Source organism: Microbacterium sp. XT11, from assembly GCF_001513675.1.
Lineage (GTDB): Bacteria > Actinomycetota > Actinomycetes > Actinomycetales > Microbacteriaceae > Microbacterium.
On sequence record NZ_CP013859.1, the window covers coordinates 3,237,462 to 3,258,334 of the forward strand.

Consider the following 20,873-nt stretch of genomic DNA (forward strand, 5'->3'; position numbering starts at 1 on the left):
CGCACCGCACGGCAGGTCACGATGTGATTCTGAGTGTTGGGTGTGTACTCGGTCACGAATTGACAACGGGACGACGACTCCCCCTGGCTTCCCAGGCTCGATCGCTACCATGAGAGCGGCACGACGAAGTGTCTGGTCGGTGAACCGACCGTGAACACACCTTCCTTTAGGAGCTCTCGTGACTCTTCAGACCGTCATCCTCGCAGCCGGAATGGGCTCGCGCCTCGGTCGAGCGCTGCCGAAGCCGCTCACCGAACTCAGCGACGGCCGCACGATCATGCGTCAGCAGCACGACAACATCCGTGCCGCCTTCGGCTCCGACGCCCGCATCACCACCGTCGTCGGCTATCGCGCCGAGACCATCATCGAGGCCTTCCCCGACGTCAACTACGTGCACAACGAGCGCTACGACGAGACCAACACGTCGAAGAGCCTGCTTCGCGCGCTGGCCGCCACCGGCAAGTCCGGCGTGCTGTGGATGAACGGCGACGTGGTCTTCGACCCGATGATCCTCGGCCGTGCGGCGTCGTACATCGAGCGCGATCAGTCGTTCGTCACCGTCAACACCGCGAAGGTCAGCGACGAAGAGGTGAAGTACACGGTCACCGCCGAGGGCTACATCAAGGAGCTCTCCAAGACGGTCAAGGGCGGCCTGGGCGAGGCCGTCGGCATCAACTACATCTCCTCGACGCACAAGAAGGCCTTCATGCGCCAGCTCCAGCGCGTCGACGACCAGGACTATTTCGAGCGCGGTCTCGAGCTGGCCATCGCAGAGGACGGCCTGCTGCTCGAGCCCATGGACGTCTCCGACCTGTACGCGGTCGAGATCGACTTCGCCGAGGACCTCGAGCGCGCGAACCTCTTCGTCTGACCGAACGCCGAGAGCCCGCCCCGTCACGGGGCGGGCTCTCGGCGTTTTCGCGGATCATCCGCCTAGGATCTCGGCATGGGGAAAAAGGTGCACAAGATCCACTCCCTGCCCGACGACGCTCCCTGGGACACGGGCATCCCGCCGGTCGGGTCGCAGGAGCATCCCCTCGTCATCCGAGGCCTCGATCGCGTGCTGTCGATCCAGCGTCCGCTCGTGCTCGCCCACATCCGCAGCATCCGCCTCCGGCATCCGCACGCCACACCGACCGAGATCATCAGGATCCTCGAACGCCGGTACCTGGCCGCCGTGACGACGGGAGGCGCCGCCGTCGGCGCCACCGCCGTCGTACCAGGTATCGGGACCGGCGTGACGCTCGCGCTGTCCGGCGTCGAGACCCTCGGCTTCGTGGAATCGACCGCTCTCTTCGCCCAGTCGGTCGCGGAGGTGCACGGGATCGTCGTCGCCGACCCCGACAGGGCACGGGCCCTGGTGATGACCCTCATGCTGGGGAAAGAGGGGGTCGCCCTCATCAGCCAGCTCGCAGGCCAGGCGACGGGCCGAGGGGCCACACGTTCGTCGTACTGGGGCGAGCTCGTGACGAAGTCGCTTCCGCGGGCAGCCGTCGGCCCCGTGGTCGACCGCCTCAAGGCCATGTTCATGAAGCAGTTCGCCGCACGCGGAGGAGCCTCGTTCCTCGGCAAGGCGCTCCCCTTCGGCGTCGGAGCGGCGATCGGAGGAGCCGGGAACCACATCCTGGGGCGGCGGGTGCTCACCACGTCGCACAAGGCCTTCGGGCCGCCACCCGCGCAGCTTCCGGCAGAGCTCGAGCCGGCAGACGGTGCCGAGAAGATCGAACAGCGGATGCTCCACGGCGCGCAGTTCCTGGGAAGCGCCGTGGCCGGTGCGGCCGGGACGGCGGTGCGGGGCGCCGGATGGGCGGGGCGCCAGATAGCCGGGATAGGCCGCCGTCGCCGGAGCGAGGAGGCGGACGGAGCGGTCTCCGACGGTGCCCTTGCGCCAAAGGAACCGCCGCCCCGTTGTGTCGAGCATCCAACGGTCCCGGCCGACCCGCCGCTAGGGTGGAATCCGTGACGGAAAAGCCCGAACTCTCGACCACCGCCGGCAGAATCGCAGACCTCCGCGCTCGCTACAACGAAGCCGTTGTCGACGCCGAGAAGATCGCGCAGCAGAAGCAGCACGCCAAAGGCAAGATGACGGCGCGCGAGCGCATCGAGCTGCTCGTCGACCCCGGCAGCTTCGTAGAGTTCGACGAGTACGTGCGTCACCGCACCACGGCCTTCGGCATGGACCGCAACCGCCCGTACGGCGACTCCGTCGTCACGGGCGTCGGAACCATCCACGGACGCACCGTCGCCGTGTACTCGCAGGACTTCACCACGTTCGGCGGCTCGCTCGGCGAGGTCTCCGGCGACAAGATCATCAAGATCATGGAGTTCGCGCTCCAGGGCGGCATGCCCATCATCGGCATCCTCGACTCCGGCGGCGCGCGCATCCAGGAGGGCGTCCTCGCCCTCAGCAAGTACGGCGAGATCTTCCGCCTCAACACGCGGTCGTCCGGCGTGATCCCGCAGATCTCGATCATCATGGGTCCGGCGGCCGGTGGCGCCGTCTACGGCCCAGCGCTCACCGACTTCGTCATCATGGTCGACAAGACGAGTCAGATGTTCGTGACCGGCCCCGACGTCATCAAGACGGTCACCGGCGAGGACGTGGGCATGGAGGAGCTCGGCGGCGCGCTCACCCACAACACCCGCTCCGGTGTGGCCCACTACCTCGCGGAAGACGAGGACGATGCGATCGACTACGCCCGCACGCTGCTCGGCTACCTGCCAGACAACAACATGGCGGAGGTCCCCGGCTACGAGGGCGCGTTCGAGTGGGAGACGACGGATGCCGACCGCTCGCTGAACGCGATCATCCCCGACTCCCCCAACCAGCCGTACGACATCCACACGGTGATCGAGCACGTGGTCGACAACGGCGACTTCCTCGAGGTGCAGCCCCTGTTCGCCCCGAACATCGTGATCGGCTTCGGGCGGGTCGAGGGACGCTCGGTCGGCATCATCGCCAATCAGCCGTCGCAGATGGCCGGAACGCTGAACATCGAGGCCGGCGAGAAGGCGAGCCGGTTCGTGCGGTTCTGCGACGCGTTCTCGATCCCGATCGTGACCCTCGTCGACGTGCCGGGCTACCTCCCCGGGACCGACCAGGAATGGACCGGCGTGATCCGCCGCGGCGCCAAGCTCATCTACGCCTACGCCGAGGCGACGGTGCCCCTGGTCACGGTCATCCTGCGCAAGGCGTACGGCGGCGCGTACATCGTGATGGGCTCCAAGCAGCTGGGCGCCGACGTGAACCTCGCCTGGCCCACGGCCGAGATCGCGGTCATGGGCGGACAGGGTGCGGTCAACATCCTGTATCGCGGCGAGATCAAGCGGGCGGAGGAGGCTGGTGAGGACGTCGCGGCCGTGCGCACGAAGCTGGCCAACGAGTACACGTACAGCGTGACGAGCCCGTTCCTCGCGGCGGAGCGCGGTGAGATCGACGGGATCATCGAGCCGGCGAACACGCGGGTCTCGATCGCGAAGGCGCTGCGCGCGCTTCGGGGCAAGCGCGCAGAGCTGCCGCCGAAGAAGCACGGGAACATCCCGCTGTGAGCGCGCACGACCAGCAGCGTCCTCCGACGATCGAGATCGTGCGCGGGACCGCCACGGAAGAGGAGCTCGCCGCGCTGATCGCCGTGGTCAGCGACGCGTACGCGCAGGAGGAGGCGGATGCCGTCGCGCCCGAGCCGCGCGTGTCGGCGTGGACGCGCACACAGCGCCCGCTGCGCACGCCGTTGCGGCGGGACATCCCCTGGGGTCGCTTCGCCGGCTGAGCCGAGGGTTCACTCCCGAAATGCCTGCGGATCCGTGAGCCCCCCAGCTCACGGATCACGCAGACGAACTCGCCGATTGATGCCGTCGAGACAGCCACGCATCACCCCAGATCGGCGCAGGCCAATACTACATCGATTAGAGATATTGCTCAAGAGACGATCAAGGTCGCCGATCTGCGGCGGGACATCGCGGTCAGTCGTCGAGATAGAGATCGGTCGCTCGAGGCGTGAGCACGGAGTCCAGCACCACGCACGCGGCACCCACCGCGCCGACGTCGTCGCCGACGACCGACCCGTCGACGGGAATGGCCCGCAGCCCGCGCGTGGCGCTGCGCCCGTGCAGCTCCCCGGGGATCACGTCGAGGTACACGCCGGACACGCGAGACCAGAACGGGCCGCCGAGGACCACGCGGTCGACATCGAGCACGTTGCTCAGAGCAGCGATCAGCACGGAGAGATTCCGCGCCGCCGCACGAAGAGCATCCAGAGCTGGCGCTTCTCCGCGATCCGCGCGTTCGCACAGATCGGTGAAGAGCTCCTCGACCGTGGAGGCGTCGTCGCGGCCCGGAAGGGCTCCTGTCCGCTGCGCCTGCTCCACGATCGCCTGCGGAGTGCACACGACCTCAACGCATCCGCGCGAACCGCAGGTGCATCGCGGCCCGTACGGGTCGACCATGATGTGACCGACTTCGCCGAAGTTGCGGGAGCTGCCGGGGATGGGCTCCCCCGCTCTGACGAGCGATGCGCCGACACCTGTGCCGAGGTACACGAAGAGGAAGGACTCATCGGCGGGGCCCCTGCCCATCCAGAGCTCGCCGACCGCGGCCGCCGTCGTGTCCTTCTCGAGGGTCACAGCGAGACCGGTCGCCTCGGCGAGCACGGCGCGCAACGGCACCCGATGCCAGCCGTCGAGCTTCGGCGGGTCGATCACCGTGCCCTTCGCCGCGTCGAGCGGACCCGGCGCCGCCACGCCGACCCCCGCGATCGCGGAGCGATCGACCCCGGCATCCGCGATGAGCGCGCCGACGGCTTCCGCCATCGCCGCGACGATGCGCTGGGGCTCGGTCGCAGGCGTGTGCGCAACGCGACGCCGCACCGGCGTCCCCGCGAGATCCAGGAGGACGAAGGTGATCACCGACGGATCGAGGTGCACCCCGATCGAGAAGCGGCTGTGCGGCACGAGCCGCAACATCACTCGCGGCTTCCCCGGCCCGGTGATGGTGCGCCCGGCTTCTTCGATGAACCCCTCGTCGAGCAGTCGACGCGTGATGTTGGTGACGGTCTGCGCCGACAGCCCGGTGGCCTCCGAGAGCTCGATCCTGCTCATCCCCTGGCCCGAGCGGCGGATCGTCTCGAGGATCACCGACTGGTTGAAGTCGCCCATACGGGGAAGATTGGTGCCGCGACGCATGCCCATCGTCTCATCCTCGCCCATCTTTGGTCGACATCGTGTCCCCCAAAATACCTACAGACAAACGTCGGCGGAAACGTGAAACTGAGTGTGACGCTTCGCGTTCGGCTGGTCGCTCTGTCCCAGGGTAGGCAGACGCCGACCGGCCATCAGCGGACAGTTTTCGGGTAACTGTGCCGCACGGCGAGGGGCGGGCGGCTTCGCCGCCCCTCGCCCACTCTCTTCTCATCGTCCCTGTCGTTCCCTCGGGATCTCGTGCCAGAGGTCGACGGCGTCGTCGTCTCGGGCAGACCCGGCCGCAGCACGGCCGACGACGGTGACCGCGATGCGCGGATCCCGCGCCGCCCGGATGATGAGACGCCGCGACACGGCGCCGCGCAGAACCTCGGCGAGCTCATCGCGGATCTCCGCGCGCCGCTTCTCCTCGATGCCATCCAGACCACCCTCGTCGAACACCGTCACCACCACCCCGTCGCGGCGGGCGTCGGCTATCGCGTCGCGCACGGCATCGTTGAGCAGATCACCGCCGCGAAGCTCGTCGCGGAGACGCCCCTCGGCCAGGCGCGCCTCGAGGCGCTCCTGCTCATCGAGGATGCCGTGCGACGCGACCGTGCGGCTGAGCACCGGCCCGGCCACTCCGAGCGCGAACTGGGTGCGAAGGCGGCGTTCCCGCTGGCGGACCTGCTGCGTCGCATCCCACGCCGATACCGCCTGCTGGATGTCGGCGAGACGCTCGGTATCGCGCACCGCCCTGTCCCAGAACATCACCAGCAGCCACGCGACCGCCACCCACATGATCGAACCGACCAGACCGAGGGAGAGCGCCGCCGCGATCCCCAGATGCAGCCATGACTGCGCCGTGAGGGTTCCGATGATGAGCACCGCGACGACCGGCCGCCGACGCACGACGCAGATGACGCCGAGCAGGCCGAGCGCACCGATGTACCACGTCGCGAAGGGCGCGGTGCGCGACGCGGGGTCGAGGGAATGCGTCGCCAGGCTCGGGATGACGACGGATGCCGCGAGCGAGAGCAGCGCCGTCCACAGCGGCATGCGCACGCTCGTCGCCGAGTCCCAGAGGATCGCGATGTCGACCACGACGAGGAAGATGCCGATCGCCGCCACCAGGAGCAGCGGTGCCGTCGGCTGCTCGATCCACCAGACGGCCCGTGCCGCGAAGTACATCGCGAAGCCGATCGCGAGGAACGTCGCCACACTGCGCACACTGCGGTTCACGAGCGGTCCCATCCGAGGACGACGGTGGTGCCCTGGTCACCCGAGTCGATGTCGGCCGTTCCGGCGACGGCTGCCATCCGGGCGAAGATCGACGCCGTGATGCCGAGTCGATCGGGACCGATCGACTCGAGGTCGAAACCGGGACCGGTGTCGCTGATCGTCACGCGGATCCCCTCGTCGCCCCTTCCCTCGGCGAGGATGTGCAGGCCTCGCCCTCCTGCGTGCGTGACCGCGTTGCCCAGCGCCTGACGTGCCGCGAGCACGAGCGCGCGCGCTGCTCGGCCGGGAACCAGCCCGACGCCTCCCCTCTCCTCGACGATGGCGTCGGCGCCGAGCTCCGAGAGCGCCCTGCGCAGCTCCACGACGATCTGCGCGGTGGAGACGGGCTCGTCACTGCCCTCCTGGGTGACCGCCGCCTCGGTGTTGGCGAGCCGGGTGAGCGCCTCGCGGGCCATGGCGACGGCGAGGTCGCGCGCGCGCTCTCCTTCGGCGCGCTCCGCCGCGATGAGCGCCGCCAGCACGCTGTCGTGCATGAGCGCGGACATCGCCACGCGCTCCTCCTCCGCAGCCGCCGCGGCTGCGGCCTCGGCGTACGATGCGACGGCCCGCCCGCGCGCCTCGTCGACCCCGGCGGCGACGGAGCGGAACATCCAGCCCAGCGACACGATGACGATCCCGAGGATGAGCGTGAACGACACGTCGAAGGCCGTCGTCACCCAGAACGCCCGCGAGAACTCCCCCTGCACGAGACGGACGTAGCCGTAGATGAACGGCACTCCGACCGACCACGCGAACTGCAGCGGCAGGGGGAAGGCGAGAAGCGCCGCGACGACGCCCACGTTCACGAGGAAGAAGATCCAGGGCTGATCGGCTGCGATCTTGTCGGCCGGGTCGACGACGGCCGGCCAGGCGGCGAGCGCGAGCACGTACACGACCGCGAAGATTCCGGATGCGATGCGCACCCCGCGGCCGATGAGGCAGGCGAGCAGCATCGCCGCCAGCGGGACGAAGACGACGAGGAGCATCGTGATGTGCGGCGCGTCGGCTCGCGACAGCGTGGACATCGCCGCGACCAGGGCCTGGGCCCCGAGCACGGCGGAGCCGATCGCCACGACGGTCGCGAGGATCCGCTCCATCCGCTTGCCGGTGAAGCGCTCGGACTCGGCCCCAACGCCGCCCGGAGAGGGGATCCTGCTCCAGGCGTCGCGGATGCTGAGCGGCTCAGCGGGCACTCGGCATCCCGTCCGACGTGACGATGCCGTCCTCCATCGCCCGTCGCAGCAGATCGACCTTCGTCGAGGCGGGGCGGCCGACGCCGACGTACTTGACGCGGATGCGGGAGATGTTCTCCTTGGCCGTGGAGTAGGCCACGCCGAGCCGCTCGGCGACGGCCTTGAGCGGGAGGCCCGTCGCATACAGCCGGAGCACCTCGCGTTCGCGCGCCGAGAGCTGCGCGTCGGCGAAGTCGCGGTCGCCGTCGACCGCGCTGGCCCACTCGACGTTGTTCAGCGCCTCGCCCTGCGCGACGGTGCGGATGGCGTCGAGCACGTCGTCGAGCGCCGAGGACTTGCTCACGACCCCCGCCGCTCCGGCCGCGAGCGCTTCTCGTACCGCGGCCGGTCGGTCGGCGACGCTGTGGATGACGACGCTGGCGCCGTCGGCGACGAGGGATGTCACGTTCTCCGTGACGGTGGTGCCGTCGCCGAGCGTCAGGTCCAGCACGACGACGTCGGCCGGGGGCTCGCCTGACGCGGCGCGCCACTCGATGTACGACGCGACAGTGCTGCCGGAGAACACGACCGTCTCGCCGCCGTCCCGCGCGCATGCGGCCTCGAGGCCGAGACGGACGGACTCGTGGTCATCGATGAGTGCCACCCTGCTCATCCGCCCAGCCTACTGAGTTCGTCCGGTTCCTTGACTTACCCGCTGGGCGGGGGGCAGGCATCAGCGGGTGAGGAGGGCGACGACCTCGACATGATGGGAGTGCGGGAAGAGATCGAAGGCGCGCAGCGCCGCCACATCCCAGCCGAGGCCGCGGAACGTCCCCAGATCGCGCGAGAGGGCGACGGGATCGCACGCGACGTACGCGATCGCGTCGGGTCGAAGGGCGTCGAGCGACTCCACGACCGCCCGCCCTGCCCCCGACCGGGGCGGGTCGAGCACGACGGCTCCCGCGCGACCACCCTTGGGGAGACCGGAGAGGAAGCGGTCAACGCGCGCCGTGACGGCCCGCACCCCGAGGTCTGCGAGATTCTCGCGTGCATGCCCGGTCGCGCGTGGGCTCGACTCGACCGTGACGACCTCGGACCCGCCGAGCTCCCCGAGCGCGGCGGCGAAGAGCCCGACGCCGCCGTACAGGTCGTAGTGCGTCGCCGACGGGTCGACCCTGCCTGCCAGGAGGTCACGCACCGCACCGTCGAGCACTGCCGCCGCGCGCGGATGCACCTGCCAGAAGCCGTTCGCATCGACGGCGAAGCGCCGATCGCCCACCGCCTCGTACACGACCTCGGGATGCGCCTTCGAGGCCTGCGAGCGCCGTCGGGGGGAGCGTCCGCGAGCCCACGAGGTTCCGCCGTCCTCCCGCCGCAGGATGCGCACCCGTCCATCACCCGGCTCCACGAGGTCGATCGATCCAGGGCGGCCCGTCACCTGCGACGCGACCTCGGCCACCGCGGGACGGGCCAGCGGATGCGTGGAGACCGGGATCACTCGGTGGCTGCGCGCCGCGAACGGGCCGACCACGCCGTCGTCGTCGACGTGCAGCCGCACACGCGTGCGCCACCCGGTGCCGTCGGAGTCGTCGACGGCCTCCACGTCCGGGGCGTCGAGACCTCCGCCGGCGAACCGGTCGAGGGCCTCCGCCAGCACCTGCTTCTTGAGGGAACGCTGGTGGCCCAGGTCGATGTGCCCGAGGTCCGCGCCGCCCGGCCGCTCCGCCGGATCGTGGTCGAGGTCGGCCTCCGGCCAGACGTGGGCCCGGCGGTGGGGGGACGCCTCGAGGACGTCGATAGTCTCGGCCCGCCAGAAGCTCCTGCCGTCGCCGGACTCCGTCACCCGTGCCCGCACCCGCTCCCCCGGGATCGCGTCGGAGACGAAGACGACGCGGCCTTCGTGCCGGGCGACGAAGATCCCGCCGTGGGCGATCCCCGTGATGTCCAGCTCGAGCACGGTCCCCGCCGAAGAAGTCATCCTTCGAGGATACGGTGGATGACATGCGCGTCTGCCTCGCCTCCACGTCGCCCGCCCGGCTCATGCTCCTGCGTCAGGCCGGGATCGAACCGATGACGATGTCCCCGGAGGTCGACGAGGACGCCGTCGCGGCCGCCGCCGAGAAAGAGCGCGGCGCCGAGCTGGCGCCAGAGGAGCTCGTGCTGCTGCTGGCTCGGGCCAAGGCGGCCGACGCGGCGCGACGGCTCGCCTCCGACGGCGACTTCGACGGCCTCGTCATCGGCGGTGACTCGATGTTCGCCCTCGGCGGCCGGGTGTACGGCAAGCCGTATACGCCGGAGGAGGCCACCAGGCGCTGGCAGGAGATGCGGGGCGCCACCGGCATCCTGCACTCGGGGCATTCCGTGTACCGCCTGACTCCGGGGGCCGAGCCGGTGGAGGTGACGGCGGTCGCACACGCAGCGGTGACCTTCGCCGACGACGTCTCGGATGGCGAGATCGCCGCGTACGTGGCCTCCGGCGAGCCGTTGCACGTGGCCGGAGCCTTCACCGTCGACAGCCTGGGCGGTGCCTTCATCACGCGTGTCGAGGGCGATCCGTCGACCGTGGTGGGGATGTCGTTGTCGACCGTCCGCCGTCTCGCCGCCGACCTGGGCGTCCGGTGGACCGATCTGTGGTCGTAGACTCCCCCAGATGTTTCCCCGGCTTTCTTGTGGAGAGTCGTCAAAGGGATCGCTCACCTGATCGCTAGGCTGGCATTCATGCCTGATATCGCCAAGGTTCTCATCGCCAACCGCGGCGAGATCGCCGTACGCATCATCCGCGCAGCGCGTGACTCGGGGATCTCCTCGGTCGCCGTCTACGCCGACCAGGACCGCGACGCCCTGCACACCCGTCTCGCCGACGAGGCCTACACGCTCGGCGGATCGACGAGCGCCGAGACGTACCTGCAGATCGAGAAGATCCTCTCGGTGGCTCGCCGCGCCGGCGCAGACGCGGTGCACCCGGGGTACGGCTTCCTCGCCGAGAACGCGGAGTTCGCCCGCGCCGTCATCGATGCGGGCCTGACCTGGATCGGCCCCTCCCCTGAGGCCATCGAGGCCCTGGGCGACAAGGTCACCGCGCGACACGTCGCCGAGAAGGTCGGCGCACCGCTCGCGCCGGGCACGCCGGGCCCCGTGGCCGGCGCCGACGAGGTCATCGCCTTCGCGAAGGAGCACGGTCTCCCGATCGCGATCAAGGCGGCATACGGCGGTGGCGGGCGCGGTCTGAAGGTCGCGCGCGAGCTCGACGAGGTCGCCGAGCTCTTCGAGTCGGCCACCCGCGAGGCCGTCGCCGCCTTCGGTCGAGGCGAGTGCTTCGTCGAGAAGTACCTCGACAAGCCGCGTCACGTCGAGACGCAGTGCCTCGCCGACGCCGCGGGCAACGTCGTGGTGATCTCCACGCGCGACTGCTCGCTGCAGCGCCGTCACCAGAAGCTCGTCGAGGAGGCGCCGGCTCCGTTCCTCACGGAAGAGCAGAACGCGCAGCTGTACGCGGCATCCAAGGCCATCCTCAAGGAGGTCGGCTACGTCGGCGCTGGAACGTGCGAGTTCCTCATCGGCGCGGACGGCACCGTGTCGTTCCTCGAGGTGAACACGCGCCTGCAGGTCGAGCACCCGGTCTCCGAGGAGGTCACCGGGATCGACCTCGTGCGCGAGCAGTTCCGCATCGCCGCCGGCGGCACCATCGACTACGACGATCCCGCTCCGCAGGGGCACTCGATCGAGTTCCGCATCAACGGCGAGGACCCCGGGCGCGGCTTCCTGCCACAGCCGGGCCCCATCCACGTCTTCAAGACCTTCGGCGGCCCCGGCATCCGCCTCGACTCGGGCGTGACCGCCGGAGACTCGGTGTCGGGCGCGTTCGACTCGCTCCTGGCCAAGATCATCGTGACGGGGCGCGACCGCGCGGAGGCGCTGGAGCGCTCGCGCCGCGCTCTCGACGAGTTCGAGGTCGCCGGGCTCCCCACCGTGCTGCCGTTCCACCGCAAGGTCGTCCGCGACCCCGCATTCACGGCGGAGAACGGTGAGTTCGGCGTGTACACCCGGTGGATCGAGACAGAGTTCGTCAACGACATCCCCGCGTGGGACGGCGAGCTCGAGTCGCCCGCCGCTCCCGAGGGTCGCCACACGGTCGTCGTCGAGGTCGGCGGGAAGCGCCTCGAGGTGAGCCTCCCCGACCGCGTCGCCGCTGCAGCGGGGACGGCGGGTCGCCCCGCGGCGGTCCCGCCGTCGCGTCGCAGCCACGCCACCGCTGTGAGCGCGGGCGCCTCCGGCGACGCCGTCAAGTCGCCCATGCAGGCCACGGTCGTCAAGGTCGCGGTCGAGGACGGCCAGCAGGTCGTCAAGGGAGACCTGGTGGTGGTGCTCGAAGCCATGAAGATGGAGCAGCCGCTGCAGGCGCACAAGGACGGCGTCGTCGGGAACATCAACGCGGATGCCGGCTCCACGGTCTCCGCCGGTCACCAGCTGCTCACCATCAGCTGACCGCGTCTCGTACGACGAAGACCCCACCGCGGTGGGGCCTTCGTCGTATCCGGCGTGCTGCGCGGGGATCAGCTGATGTTCACGAGGTGCATCGCGCGGCTGGCGTCGGTGATGCTGCTGGAGAGCGAGGGGTAGGCGGCGAACACGCGCGACACCTGGTCGACCGTCAGCCGCCGCTCGACCGCGACCGCGATCGGGTAGATGAGCTCTGACGCCTTCGGCGCCACGATCACCCCGCCGATGACGGTGCCCGACCCCTTGCGCGCGATGAGCTTCACGAAGCCGTCCTTGATGCCCATCATCTTGGCCCGCGGGTTCGCGGCGAGCGGGAGCTTGTAGACGAGCCCGTCGGCCACGCCGTCCTCGACGTCCTTCTCCGAGAAGCCGACCGTGGCGATCTCGGGCGCGGTGAAGATGTTGGAGGTGATCTTGATCTGCTCCAACGGGATCACGATGTCGCCGAGCGCGTGGAACACCGCCGTACGGCCCTGCATCGAGGCCACGGACGCGAGCGGGAAGAAGTTCGTGCAGTCGCCGACCGCGTAGATGTTCGGCACCGAGGTGCGGGCGACCCTGTTGACGCGCACGTGGCCGGACTCGGTGAGCTCGACCCCCGCCTCCTCCAGACCGATCCCCGCGGTGTTCGGGATCGACCCGACAGCCATGAGGCAGTGGGTGCCCTCGACCGTCCTTCCGTCGGCGAGCGTGACGACGACTCCGCCGTCGACCACCTCGACCTTGTCGGCACGGGACTTCGACAGCACCTGCATCCCGCCGCGCTTGAACACCTTCTCGAGCACGCGCGCCGCGTCCTGATCCTCCCCGGGGAGCACCTGTTCACGGCTGGAGATGAGCGTGACCTCGGCGCCGAGGTTCATGTACGCCGACGCGAACTCCGCGCCGGTCACCCCGGAGCCGACGACGATCAGGTGCTCGGGCAGGGCCTTCATGTCGTAGAGCTGCGTCCACGTGAGGATCCGCTTCCCGTCGGGCTTGGCCGAGTCGAGCTCGCGGGGCGAGGCGCCGACCGCCACGACGATCGTGTCGGCCTCGACGCGATCGAAGTCCGTGCCGCCCTGGCCGGTGGAGACCACGATGGCATTCGGCCCCTCGAGCCGACCGTGCCCGGAGAGGATGCGCACGCCGGCCTCGAGCAGCGTCGTGCGCATGTCCTCCGACTGCTGGCCGGCGAGGGCGATGAGGCGCTTGTTGACGGCCGCGAGGTTGATGGCGATCTCGGGCTTGAGCGGCTTGCCGTTCTCGCCCTTGGCGTAGAACTGCACGCCGAGGTCGCTGGCCTCGGAGATCGCGACCGCGGCGTCGGCCGTGGCGATGAGGCTCTTGGACGGCACGACGTCGGTGAGCACGGCGGAGCCGCCGACGCCCACCCGCTCCACCAGCGTCACCTCGGCTCCGAGCTGAGCGGCGGCCAGAGCCGCCTCATAACCGCCGGGACCGCCGCCGAGGACGGCGACGCGCTGAGTGCGCTCGAAAGTGGTGGAAGACATGATCTCCATTCTTCCGCAATCCTGGCGACCGGCCTTCCACCTTCCTAGAGTGGATCCATGTCCGAGATTCACAGCAACCCCCTCGACGACCCCGCAGCGAACCCGTTCGAGGTCGCAGCGGAAGCCGCGGCCGACATCGCGCGCCTGACCGGCGTCGAGAAGCACGACATCGCCCTCACGCTCGGCAGCGGCTGGGGCAAGGCCGCCGACATCATCGGTGAGACCGTCGCCACCGTGCCCGCCACCGAGGTCACCGGTTTCTCCAAGCCCGCGCTGGAGGGCCACGTCGGCACGCTGCGCAGCATCCGCACCCCCGACGGCAAGAACGTGCTCGTCATCGGCGCACGCACGCACTACTACGAGGGCCACGGCGTGCGCCGGGTCGTGCACTCCGTGCGGACGGCCGCTGCCGCAGGAGCCACCATCATGGTGCTGACCAACGGCGCCGGCGGCATCCGCGAGACGTGGAAGCCCGGCCAGCCCGTGCTCATCAGCGACCACATCAACCTCACCGCCGACTCCCCGCTCGAGGGCGCGACGTTCATCGACCTCACCGACCTCTACTCCCAGCGCCTCCGCGACATCGCCCGCACCGTCGACCCCACTCTCGACGAGGGCGTCTACACCCAGTTCCGCGGACCTCACTACGAGACGCCGGCCGAGGTGCAGATGGCGAAGATCATCGGCGGTCACATCGTCGGCATGTCGACCGCCCTCGAGGCCATCGCGGCACGCGAGTCGGGCATGGAGGTGCTCGGGTTCTCGCTGATCACGAACCTCGCTGCCGGCATCCAGGAGACGCCGCTCAGCCACGCCGAGGTCATCGAGGCAGGCCGGCTCGCCGAGCCGGTCATCACCAAGCTCCTCGCCGACGTGGTCGAGGCGCTATGAGCGCGGACAGGCTCGCGCAGGCGAGGGCGTGGCTGCGGCAGGACCCCGACCATGAGACCCGCGACGAGCTCGCCGGCCTCATCACCCGCGCCGCCTCCGGCGACGAGAACGCCGTCGCCGAGCTCGACGACCGCTTCGGATCGCGCCTGGCCTTCGGCACCGCCGGGCTGCGCGGAGAGCTCGGCGCCGGCAGCAACCGCATGAACAGGGTGCTCGTGGCGCAGGCGGCCGCCGGGTTCGCCGCCTACCTGCGCGAGAAGTCGCCGGATCGCGCGCCCACCGTGGTGATCGGCTACGACGGCCGGCGCAACTCCCGGGTGTTCGCCACCGACTCCGCGGAGATCTTCGCCGGCGCAGGGCTCCGAGCCGTGCTCCTGCCGCGGCTCCTGCCCACGCCCGTGCTCGCCTTCGCGGTGCGTCACCTGCAAGCCGACGCAGGCGTCATGGTGACGGCCAGCCACAACCCGCCCAACGACAACGGCTACAAGGTGTACCTCGGCGGTGCCGACGCGGGCTCGCAGATCGTCGCGCCCGCCGACGCCGAGATCGCCGCGCACATCGAGAAGGTCGCCGACGCGGGCGATGTCGGCGCGCTCCCCCGCTCCGCCTCGTACGAGACCGCGGGCGAGGACGTCGTCTCGGCGTACATCGAGGCGACGGCCGCCGTCGCACCGGCGCCGTCGAGCGCGTCAGGGCTGCGCTGGGTGTACACAGCCATGCACGGCGTCGGATGGGAGACCCTGTCGCGGATCGTCGAGCGCGCCGGGTACCCCCAGCCGATGGTGGTCGGGGAACAGCTCTCCCCCGACGCCACCTTCCGCACCGTCGCCTTCCCGAACCCGGAGGAGCCTGGCGCCATGGATCTGGCGTTCGCGAAGGCCCGCCGAGTGCAGGCCGACTTCATCCTCGCGAACGATCCCGACGCCGACCGCCTCGCCGTCGCGATCCCCGACCCCTCGGCCGACGGCGGATGGCGCCGGCTCACCGGCAACGAGGTCGGCCTGCTGCTCGGGGCGAGGGCCGCACGCGCCGCACAGGGCACGCCCGGCGCCGCCCTCGCCTGCTCGCTCGTCTCCTCTCCCGGCCTCGGGGCGATCGCCGCCCACCACGGCCTGGACTTCCACGAGACCCTCACGGGCTTCAAGTGGATCTCGCGGGCGCCCGGGATCGTCTTCGGCTACGAGGAGGCGCTCGGGTACCTGGTGAACCCCGGTACAGTTCGCGACAAGGACGGCATCTCCGCCGCCGTCGCCGTGCTCGGTCTGGCCGCCGAGGCGCGCGATCGGGGCGTCGGCATCGCCGACCTGCTCGACGAGCTCGGTGAGACCTACGGCCACTTCGCCAGCGGCCAGGTGTCGATCAGGGTCGACGACGTGTCGATCATCGCCGACGTGATGCTGTCGCTTCGCACGCTGCCGCCGACCATGATCGGCGCGCATCCCATCGGCGCGGCGGAGGACCTGCTGAACGCGGCGCCGGGCGCACCCACCGGCGACGTGCTGCGGTACCGGCTCGCCGACGGGGCGCGAGTCATCGTGCGGCCGAGCGGGACGGAGCCGAAGCTGAAGGTGTACATCGACGCGAAGGCCGAGTCCGCCGAGCGGGCGCGCGAGACGGTCGCGGAGCTCGACACGGGCGTGCGGGCGCTCCTCGCCGAGCGCTCCTGAGCACGGCGAGGGCGACGATGCCGACGAGACGGGTCACGATCAGCGCGCACAACGGCGTTCACGCGCGCCCGGTGGCTGAGCTCGCGCGTCTCGCCCTCGCCTACGGCCGGCCGGTCGTCGTGCGCACCGCCGACGGCGCGGAGGCCGACGTCACGAGCGTGCTCGCCGTCATGGATCTCGCCCTCGCCGAGGGCGACACCGTGGAGCTCACGACCGTCGACGGTCCGGCATCCGATGCCGTCCTCGACGCGATGGCCGACGTGCTGGCCCCGCGGCTACCCTGACCGGCGCCGCCTGCCGTCTCGCGGGGGTCACCCGTCGATCACGGCGACGAGCTCATCGAGGAAGGCTTCGAAGCTCGTGCCGCGACGCACGATGCGCTGCACGCTCTCCCGCTCGCTGAACACTTCGACGAGCTGTTCGAAGACCGTCTGGAACGCGGCACGGTCGCTCTCGCTGAACGCCGCGAGCGCGACGACCTGCACCCTGCCGTCGCCCCACGCGACAGAGCCGTCTGCCACCCCGATCGCGATGGCCGTCCGCGAGGCGGTCATCTGCAGCGCGTGCGGAACCGCGAGCGCGTCGGTGAAGGCCGTGGACGACATCCGCTCACGCACGATCGTGTTCTCGACGTAGTCGTCGCCGATGAGCCCCTGCCGCACGAGCAGCCCGCCGAGCGTGCGGATGATCGACTCCTCGCCGGTGTCCGCGAGCGGATGCACGAACGCCTCCGCGTGGAAATAGCGCGCCAGCTCCTCGCGGAGCCGGTTCAGCCGTCGTGCTCGGCGCAGGCGTGCCGCCGCCTGCTGCACCCGCTCGGCATCCGTGTCGGAGAAGAACGGGTGGATGCGCACGAACCGCTCACCCGCGATGGCGGGGTCGATCGTGGTCAGCACGAGATCGGTGTCGAACGACTCCCACGGGGGATCCACGCTCGTCACCACGCTCGTCACCTCGATGGATGCGCCGAGCGCGCGGTCGACGCGCGAGCGCAGCAGCTCGTGGAGTTCGTAGTACCCGGGGCACACGATGGTCGCCGTCAGCATCGACGCGGCCGCGCGGCTCCGCTCCAGACGGCCTCCGACGTGCATGGCGATGTACGCGATCTCGTCATCGTGTATCGGCGAGCCGAGCCGGTCGTGCAGGCCGCTGGCGATCGAGACGGCGACCTCGAAGATCATGGGGTACGACGATTTCAGCGAGCGCGTGAGCGGGTTGCGCGACAGGCCGCTCGACTCGGCGCGGCGCAGCAGGTTCTGCACGTGCAGCGCGAGCCGCAGCACGAACGTGTCGTCGACGAGGTCGAGCCGGTACTCCTCTGCTGCCCGCTCCAGTTCCTCGCGGACGGCCGTCTCCACGTGCGGCTCCACCCCGCTGCGCGCCGCGTCCCTCGTCTCCGCGGCTCCGGGTGCGACGACGCGCGTGAGCACGAGCGACGCCAGGTGCGCGCTGTCGCCGTCGCCGAGCCGCACGCCGAAGTGCTCGTGCGCGAGCCGTGCCAGCACGCGCCCCACACGGGGGATCTCGGCACGGGCGCCTCCTGGTTCCATCGTGAGGGAGTGACCGGCGGCGACGCGGTCCGCCGCGATCGCGATGTGCAGCAGCACGTCGGAGATGGCGAGCTCGTTCACGAAGTAGCCGAGGAGGCTCAGCTCCTCCACGAGCGCCGCCTTGAACGGCCCCACCGCGCTCGCCTCCACCGCGTTGCCGACCAGCGCGCTGCGGAACGCCTCGGGGTGGAAGGACGCGGCGTCCGACTCGTCGTGGGCGAGCCTGCTGAGCAGCCGCCGCCGTGCCTCCTCCGAGCCGACGAGCCGCACGGCGTCACGATCGCGCTCGAGGGAGAGGCCGGTGTCCTCCAGCAGCGCGCGCACTCGGGTGAGATCCGCCTCGAGGGTCGCCTCGCTGACGTGCATCCGCTCGGCCGACTCGAACACGTCGATGCCGTCGCCCTCGTCGAGGAGCATCCGCACGAGCGAGTGGAGCCGGCGCCGCGGCGTGCCCTCGGCACCCGGTCTGGCCCGGAGGGCGTCGCGGGCCAGCGGCCCTGCCCGGTAGCCCGCCGGCCCCGATTCGACGGCGTCGCCTCCTGGCAGCCGGGCGTTGAGTGCGACGACGTAGGAGCGGATGCTGCGCGGCGTGACGCCGATGAGATCGGCCAGGCTCGCCGCCGTCATCCAGCCGTCCTCGCGGAGGAGGGCGGAGAGGACCTGGTCCTGACGCTGACGCGACATATCCCTCCGACTCCTCGTTGCAGGGCATCACGACCCTGTGCGGCGCCTCCCATGATGCCAGCATCCCGCTCACCGGAGGGCGGAAGCAGGGTTCCGCGGGGGCGGAAATCTTCGTGTTGGCGCGGTGCCGGTCCCGACTCACAGACTGTTCTCAGGAGGGCGGAATCGATGAAGATCCTCGTGATCTGCGCCGCTGGTGCCTCGAGCACCTTCGTCGCGCAGCGGCTCAGAAGCGCCGCGCAGGCCGCGGGCCTGGACTGGGAGACCGCGGCAGGCACCGTGCAGGGCGTGACGCCGTCGATCGCCGATGTGATCCTCGTCGGACCGCATCTGGCCGAGCGCGCGGAAGAGCTGCGCGAGGTGCTCCCGATGCCGCTCGTCATCCTCCCCGACGACGTCTTCACCGATCGCGACGGACGTCGCACACTCGCCCTGGTCCGCGCGGCCGTCGCCGACGACCCCGCCCTCTCGGAAGGAACATCATGACCGTCTCACGCACCGTCCGGATCGGCTCAGCGCACGGGCTGCACGCACGACCGGCGAAGCTCTTCGCACAGGCCGCGAAGGACGCGGGCATCCCGGTCACCATCGCCAAGGACTCGGGCACGCCCGTCAACGCGGCCAGCATCCTCGGCGTGATCGCGCTCGCCGTGGAGTTCGGCGACTACGTCACCCTCACCGCCGACGGGGAGAACGCCGAGGCCGTGCTCGACACGCTCACCGAGCTGCTCACCACGGACCATGACCAGGAGAGCGCCTGATGGGCGAGCTGCGCGGCGTCGGGATCGGGCTGGGCGTCGCCCAGGGCCCCGTGGTGCGGATGACGGAGGCACTGCCCGCGCCCGAGCGGACGGCGAGCACCGAGGGGGCGGATGCCGAACGAGCCAGGGCTCGGGAGGCCGTCGCCGCGGTCGCAGGGGAGCTCGCCGAGCGCGGCAGGACTGCCGGCGGCGCCGCTCAGGAGGTGCTGGAGGCGCAGGCGATGATCGCCGAGGACCCCACGCTGCAGGACGAGATCGACGCGCGCATCGCCGACGGCGCCACGGCCGAGTGGGCCGTGCACGATGCTTTCGCCGGGTTCCGCGCGACCCTCGAGGCGGTCGGCGGCTATCTCGGTGAGCGCGCCGCGGACCTCGACGACATCGCGCAGCGGGTGCTGGCGCATCTGACCGGAGTGGCGGCCCCCGGTGTGCCCGATCCCGGTCATCCGTTCGTGCTCGTCGCGCGCGACCTCGCCCCCGCCGACACGGCGCTGCTCGATCTCTCCCAGGTGCTCGCCCTCATCACGATCGACGGCGGCCCGACCTCGCACACGGCGATCCTCGCGCGTGAGAAGGGCATCGTGGCCGTGGTGGGAGCGCGCGACGCCGCAGACCTCAGCACCGGCGACACCGTGATCGTGGACGCCGCCGCGGGCCTCGTGATCACGGAGCCGAGCGACGAGGAGCTGCGACGCGCAGCGCAGCGCGCAGAAGCACGTCATGCGGCAGCGACCGCACCGGCGACTCCCGGCGCCCTTGCGGACGGCACGCCGATCGCGCTGCTGGCGAATCTGGGGAAGCCCGCCGACGCCGCCGACGCGGTCGCGCGCGGGGCCGAGGGTGTCGGGCTCTTCCGCACCGAGTTCCTGTTCCTCTCGGCGTCGCAGGCGCCGACGGTGGCGCAGCAGCGGGAGTCCTATCGTGAGCTCCTTGCGGCGTTCCCCGGCAAGAAGGTCGTGGTGCGCATGCTGGACGCCGGCGCCGACAAGCCCCTCGCCTTCCTCAACGACGCGCACGAGGAGAACCCGGCGCTCGGTCTGCGGGGCCTGCGGGCGCTCCGAGCCAGCGAGGACATCCTGCGCGAGCAGCTGACGGCGCTGGCCGAGGCGGATGCCGAGACCGACGCGGACCTCTGGGTGATGGCACCCATGGTCGCCACGGTCGAGGAGACGCGGTACTTCACGGCGCTCGCGCGCGAGTACGGGCTGAAGACGGCGGGCGTGATGGTCGAGGTCCCCGCCAGCGCGCTGCTCGCCGACCGCGTGCTCGCGCACGCCGACTTCGCGTCGATCGGCACGAACGATCTCACGCAGTACACGATGGCGGCGGACCGCCTGCTCGGCTCCGTGGCCGGTTTCCAGGACCCGTGGCACCCCGCCGTGCTCCGTCTCGTGCGCGAGGTGGGAGCGGCGGGCGCACGGCTGGGCAAGCCCGTCGGCATCTGCGGCGAGGCCGCGGCGGATCCGCTCCTCGCTGTCGTGCTGGTCGGTCTGGGCGCGACGAGTCTGTCGATGGCTCCCGCGGCCCTCGCCGACGTGCGCCAGAGCCTCGCCGAGCGCACCCTCGACGAAGCGCGCAGCCTCGCCGAGGCCGCTCTCGCCGCCGACGACGCGGCGGCCGCGCGTACGGCCGCAGACGCGCTCGCGGCATCCCTCCCCCGACACTGACCCTCCCGAGAAGACCCTCCCCCCGAAACGAA

Annotated in this window: 19 protein-coding genes; 12 read left to right on the forward strand and 7 right to left on the reverse strand. The window is 70.6% G+C overall.

Annotation, left to right across the window (positions count from 1 at the left end; genetic code table 11):
* The first annotated feature begins 178 nt into the window (after positions 1-178).
* From AB663_RS15570 to AB663_RS15585, 4 genes are all read left to right on the forward strand, one after another.
* Positions 179-871, forward strand: coding sequence for a phosphocholine cytidylyltransferase family protein (locus tag AB663_RS15570; protein WP_067201281.1), 693 nt, complete (start codon positions 179-181; stop codon positions 869-871).
* A 75-nt stretch (positions 872-946) separates the two neighbouring features.
* Positions 947-1,963, forward strand: a complete 1,017-nt coding sequence (locus tag AB663_RS15575; protein WP_067201284.1) for a hypothetical protein — start codon at positions 947-949, stop codon at positions 1,961-1,963.
* Positions 1,960-3,549, forward strand: a complete 1,590-nt coding sequence (locus AB663_RS15580) for an acyl-CoA carboxylase subunit beta (protein WP_067201287.1) — start codon at positions 1,960-1,962, stop codon at positions 3,547-3,549. Before AB663_RS15575 ends, AB663_RS15580 begins: the two co-directional genes overlap by 4 nt.
* Entirely contained in the window at positions 3,546-3,770 is a 225-nt protein-coding gene (locus tag AB663_RS15585; protein WP_067201290.1) for an acyl-CoA carboxylase subunit epsilon, read from the forward strand. Before AB663_RS15580 ends, AB663_RS15585 begins: the two co-directional genes overlap by 4 nt.
* A gap of 193 nt (positions 3,771-3,963) precedes the next feature.
* Here the strand turns inward: AB663_RS15585 and AB663_RS15590 are convergent, their stop codons facing one another.
* The 5 genes from AB663_RS15590 to AB663_RS15610 all read right to left on the reverse strand — a co-directional run bounded on the left by AB663_RS15590 (position 3,964) and on the right by AB663_RS15610 (position 9,606).
* Entirely contained in the window at positions 3,964-5,187 is a 1,224-nt protein-coding gene (locus AB663_RS15590; RefSeq protein ID WP_232304572.1) for an ROK family transcriptional regulator, read from the reverse strand.
* A 219-nt stretch (positions 5,188-5,406) separates the two neighbouring features.
* Positions 5,407-6,417 carry a hypothetical protein gene (locus tag AB663_RS15595; protein WP_232304573.1) on the reverse strand — a complete coding sequence of 337 codons (1,011 nt, stop codon included), beginning with the start codon at positions 6,415-6,417 and terminating at the stop codon, positions 5,407-5,409.
* On the reverse strand, positions 6,414-7,649 hold the full coding sequence (locus AB663_RS15600) for a hypothetical protein (RefSeq protein ID WP_067201296.1): 1,236 nt from the start codon (positions 7,647-7,649) through the stop codon (positions 6,414-6,416). The genes AB663_RS15595 and AB663_RS15600 overlap by 4 nt, the downstream gene beginning before the upstream one ends.
* Entirely contained in the window at positions 7,639-8,301 is a 663-nt protein-coding gene (locus tag AB663_RS15605; protein WP_067201299.1) for a response regulator transcription factor, read from the reverse strand. Before AB663_RS15605 ends, AB663_RS15600 begins: the two co-directional genes overlap by 11 nt.
* Positions 8,302-8,361: 60 nt before the next feature.
* Complete coding sequence (locus tag AB663_RS15610) at positions 8,362-9,606, reverse strand: class I SAM-dependent RNA methyltransferase (RefSeq protein ID WP_067201302.1); 1,245 nt, start codon at positions 9,604-9,606, stop codon at positions 8,362-8,364.
* A gap of 23 nt (positions 9,607-9,629) precedes the next feature.
* On the opposite strand from AB663_RS15610, the gene AB663_RS15615 reads away from it, so the two are divergent.
* Both AB663_RS15615 and AB663_RS15620 read left to right on the forward strand, forming a co-directional pair.
* Positions 9,630-10,268, forward strand: a complete 639-nt coding sequence (locus tag AB663_RS15615) for a Maf family protein (RefSeq protein WP_067202870.1) — start codon at positions 9,630-9,632, stop codon at positions 10,266-10,268.
* A 78-nt stretch (positions 10,269-10,346) separates the two neighbouring features.
* The gene (locus AB663_RS15620; RefSeq protein ID WP_067201306.1) at positions 10,347-12,113 is read left to right on the forward strand and encodes an acetyl/propionyl/methylcrotonyl-CoA carboxylase subunit alpha; all 1,767 of its coding nucleotides are present in this window, start codon (positions 10,347-10,349) and stop codon (positions 12,111-12,113) included.
* Between the two features lie 68 nt (positions 12,114-12,181).
* On the opposite strand, the gene AB663_RS15625 is transcribed toward AB663_RS15620, so the two are convergent.
* Entirely contained in the window at positions 12,182-13,630 is a 1,449-nt protein-coding gene (locus AB663_RS15625; RefSeq protein ID WP_083511278.1) for an NAD(P)H-quinone dehydrogenase, read from the reverse strand.
* Between the two features lie 48 nt (positions 13,631-13,678).
* Here AB663_RS15625 and AB663_RS15630 point away from each other — a divergent pair, with 48 nt between their 5' ends.
* Genes AB663_RS15630 through AB663_RS15640 form a run of 3 tightly spaced genes read left to right on the forward strand, consistent with a single transcriptional unit; the run spans position 13,679 to position 16,463 of the window.
* On the forward strand, positions 13,679-14,512 hold the full coding sequence (locus AB663_RS15630; protein WP_067201309.1) for a purine-nucleoside phosphorylase: 834 nt from the start codon (positions 13,679-13,681) through the stop codon (positions 14,510-14,512).
* Positions 14,509-16,179, forward strand: coding sequence for a phospho-sugar mutase (locus AB663_RS15635; protein ID WP_067201312.1), 1,671 nt, complete (start codon positions 14,509-14,511; stop codon positions 16,177-16,179). The genes AB663_RS15630 and AB663_RS15635 overlap by 4 nt, the downstream gene beginning before the upstream one ends.
* Before the next feature lie 17 nt (positions 16,180-16,196).
* On the forward strand, positions 16,197-16,463 hold the full coding sequence (locus AB663_RS15640) for an HPr family phosphocarrier protein (RefSeq protein WP_067201315.1): 267 nt from the start codon (positions 16,197-16,199) through the stop codon (positions 16,461-16,463).
* Between the two features lie 27 nt (positions 16,464-16,490).
* On the opposite strand, the gene AB663_RS15645 is transcribed toward AB663_RS15640, so the two are convergent.
* The gene (locus AB663_RS15645) at positions 16,491-18,413 is read right to left on the reverse strand and encodes a BglG family transcription antiterminator (protein ID WP_067201318.1); all 1,923 of its coding nucleotides are present in this window, start codon (positions 18,411-18,413) and stop codon (positions 16,491-16,493) included.
* Between the two features lie 168 nt (positions 18,414-18,581).
* On the opposite strand from AB663_RS15645, the gene AB663_RS15650 reads away from it, so the two are divergent.
* From AB663_RS15650 to ptsP, 3 genes are read left to right on the forward strand one after another with little or no spacing between them, the layout of a single operon-like run.
* On the forward strand, positions 18,582-18,899 hold the full coding sequence (locus tag AB663_RS15650; RefSeq protein WP_067201320.1) for a PTS sugar transporter subunit IIB: 318 nt from the start codon (positions 18,582-18,584) through the stop codon (positions 18,897-18,899).
* Positions 18,896-19,174 carry an HPr family phosphocarrier protein gene (locus AB663_RS15655; RefSeq protein ID WP_067201325.1) on the forward strand — a complete coding sequence of 93 codons (279 nt, stop codon included), beginning with the start codon at positions 18,896-18,898 and terminating at the stop codon, positions 19,172-19,174. Before AB663_RS15650 ends, AB663_RS15655 begins: the two co-directional genes overlap by 4 nt.
* Entirely contained in the window at positions 19,174-20,841 is a 1,668-nt protein-coding gene (gene ptsP, locus AB663_RS15660) for a phosphoenolpyruvate--protein phosphotransferase (RefSeq protein ID WP_083511279.1), read from the forward strand. Before AB663_RS15655 ends, ptsP begins: the two co-directional genes overlap by 1 nt.
* Positions 20,842-20,873 lie beyond the last annotated feature (32 nt).

What these genes read in the sequence shown, in the direction of transcription:
- AB663_RS15575 (WP_067201284.1), top strand. Translation starts at nt 947, where the DNA reads ATGGGGAAAAAGGTGCACAAGATCCACTCCCTGCCCGACGACGCTCCC.
- AB663_RS15590 (WP_232304572.1), bottom strand. Translation starts at nt 5,187, where the DNA reads ATGGGCATGCGTCGCGGCACCAATCTTCCCCGTATGGGCGACTTCAAC.
- AB663_RS15605 (WP_067201299.1), bottom strand. Translation starts at nt 8,301, where the DNA reads ATGAGCAGGGTGGCACTCATCGATGACCACGAGTCCGTCCGTCTCGGC.
- AB663_RS15610 (WP_067201302.1), bottom strand. Translation starts at nt 9,606, where the DNA reads ATGACTTCTTCGGCGGGGACCGTGCTCGAGCTGGACATCACGGGGATC.
- AB663_RS15615 (WP_067202870.1), top strand. Translation starts at nt 9,630, where the DNA reads ATGCGCGTCTGCCTCGCCTCCACGTCGCCCGCCCGGCTCATGCTCCTG.
- AB663_RS15620 (WP_067201306.1), top strand. Translation starts at nt 10,347, where the DNA reads ATGCCTGATATCGCCAAGGTTCTCATCGCCAACCGCGGCGAGATCGCC.
- AB663_RS15625 (WP_083511278.1), bottom strand. Translation starts at nt 13,630, where the DNA reads ATGGAGATCATGTCTTCCACCACTTTCGAGCGCACTCAGCGCGTCGCC.
- AB663_RS15630 (WP_067201309.1), top strand. Translation starts at nt 13,679, where the DNA reads ATGTCCGAGATTCACAGCAACCCCCTCGACGACCCCGCAGCGAACCCG.
- AB663_RS15635 (WP_067201312.1), top strand. Translation starts at nt 14,509, where the DNA reads ATGAGCGCGGACAGGCTCGCGCAGGCGAGGGCGTGGCTGCGGCAGGAC.
- AB663_RS15640 (WP_067201315.1), top strand. Translation starts at nt 16,197, where the DNA reads ATGCCGACGAGACGGGTCACGATCAGCGCGCACAACGGCGTTCACGCG.
- AB663_RS15645 (WP_067201318.1), bottom strand. Translation starts at nt 18,413, where the DNA reads ATGTCGCGTCAGCGTCAGGACCAGGTCCTCTCCGCCCTCCTCCGCGAG.
- AB663_RS15650 (WP_067201320.1), top strand. Translation starts at nt 18,582, where the DNA reads ATGAAGATCCTCGTGATCTGCGCCGCTGGTGCCTCGAGCACCTTCGTC.
- AB663_RS15655 (WP_067201325.1), top strand. Translation starts at nt 18,896, where the DNA reads ATGACCGTCTCACGCACCGTCCGGATCGGCTCAGCGCACGGGCTGCAC.
- ptsP (WP_083511279.1), top strand. Translation starts at nt 19,174, where the DNA reads ATGGGCGAGCTGCGCGGCGTCGGGATCGGGCTGGGCGTCGCCCAGGGC.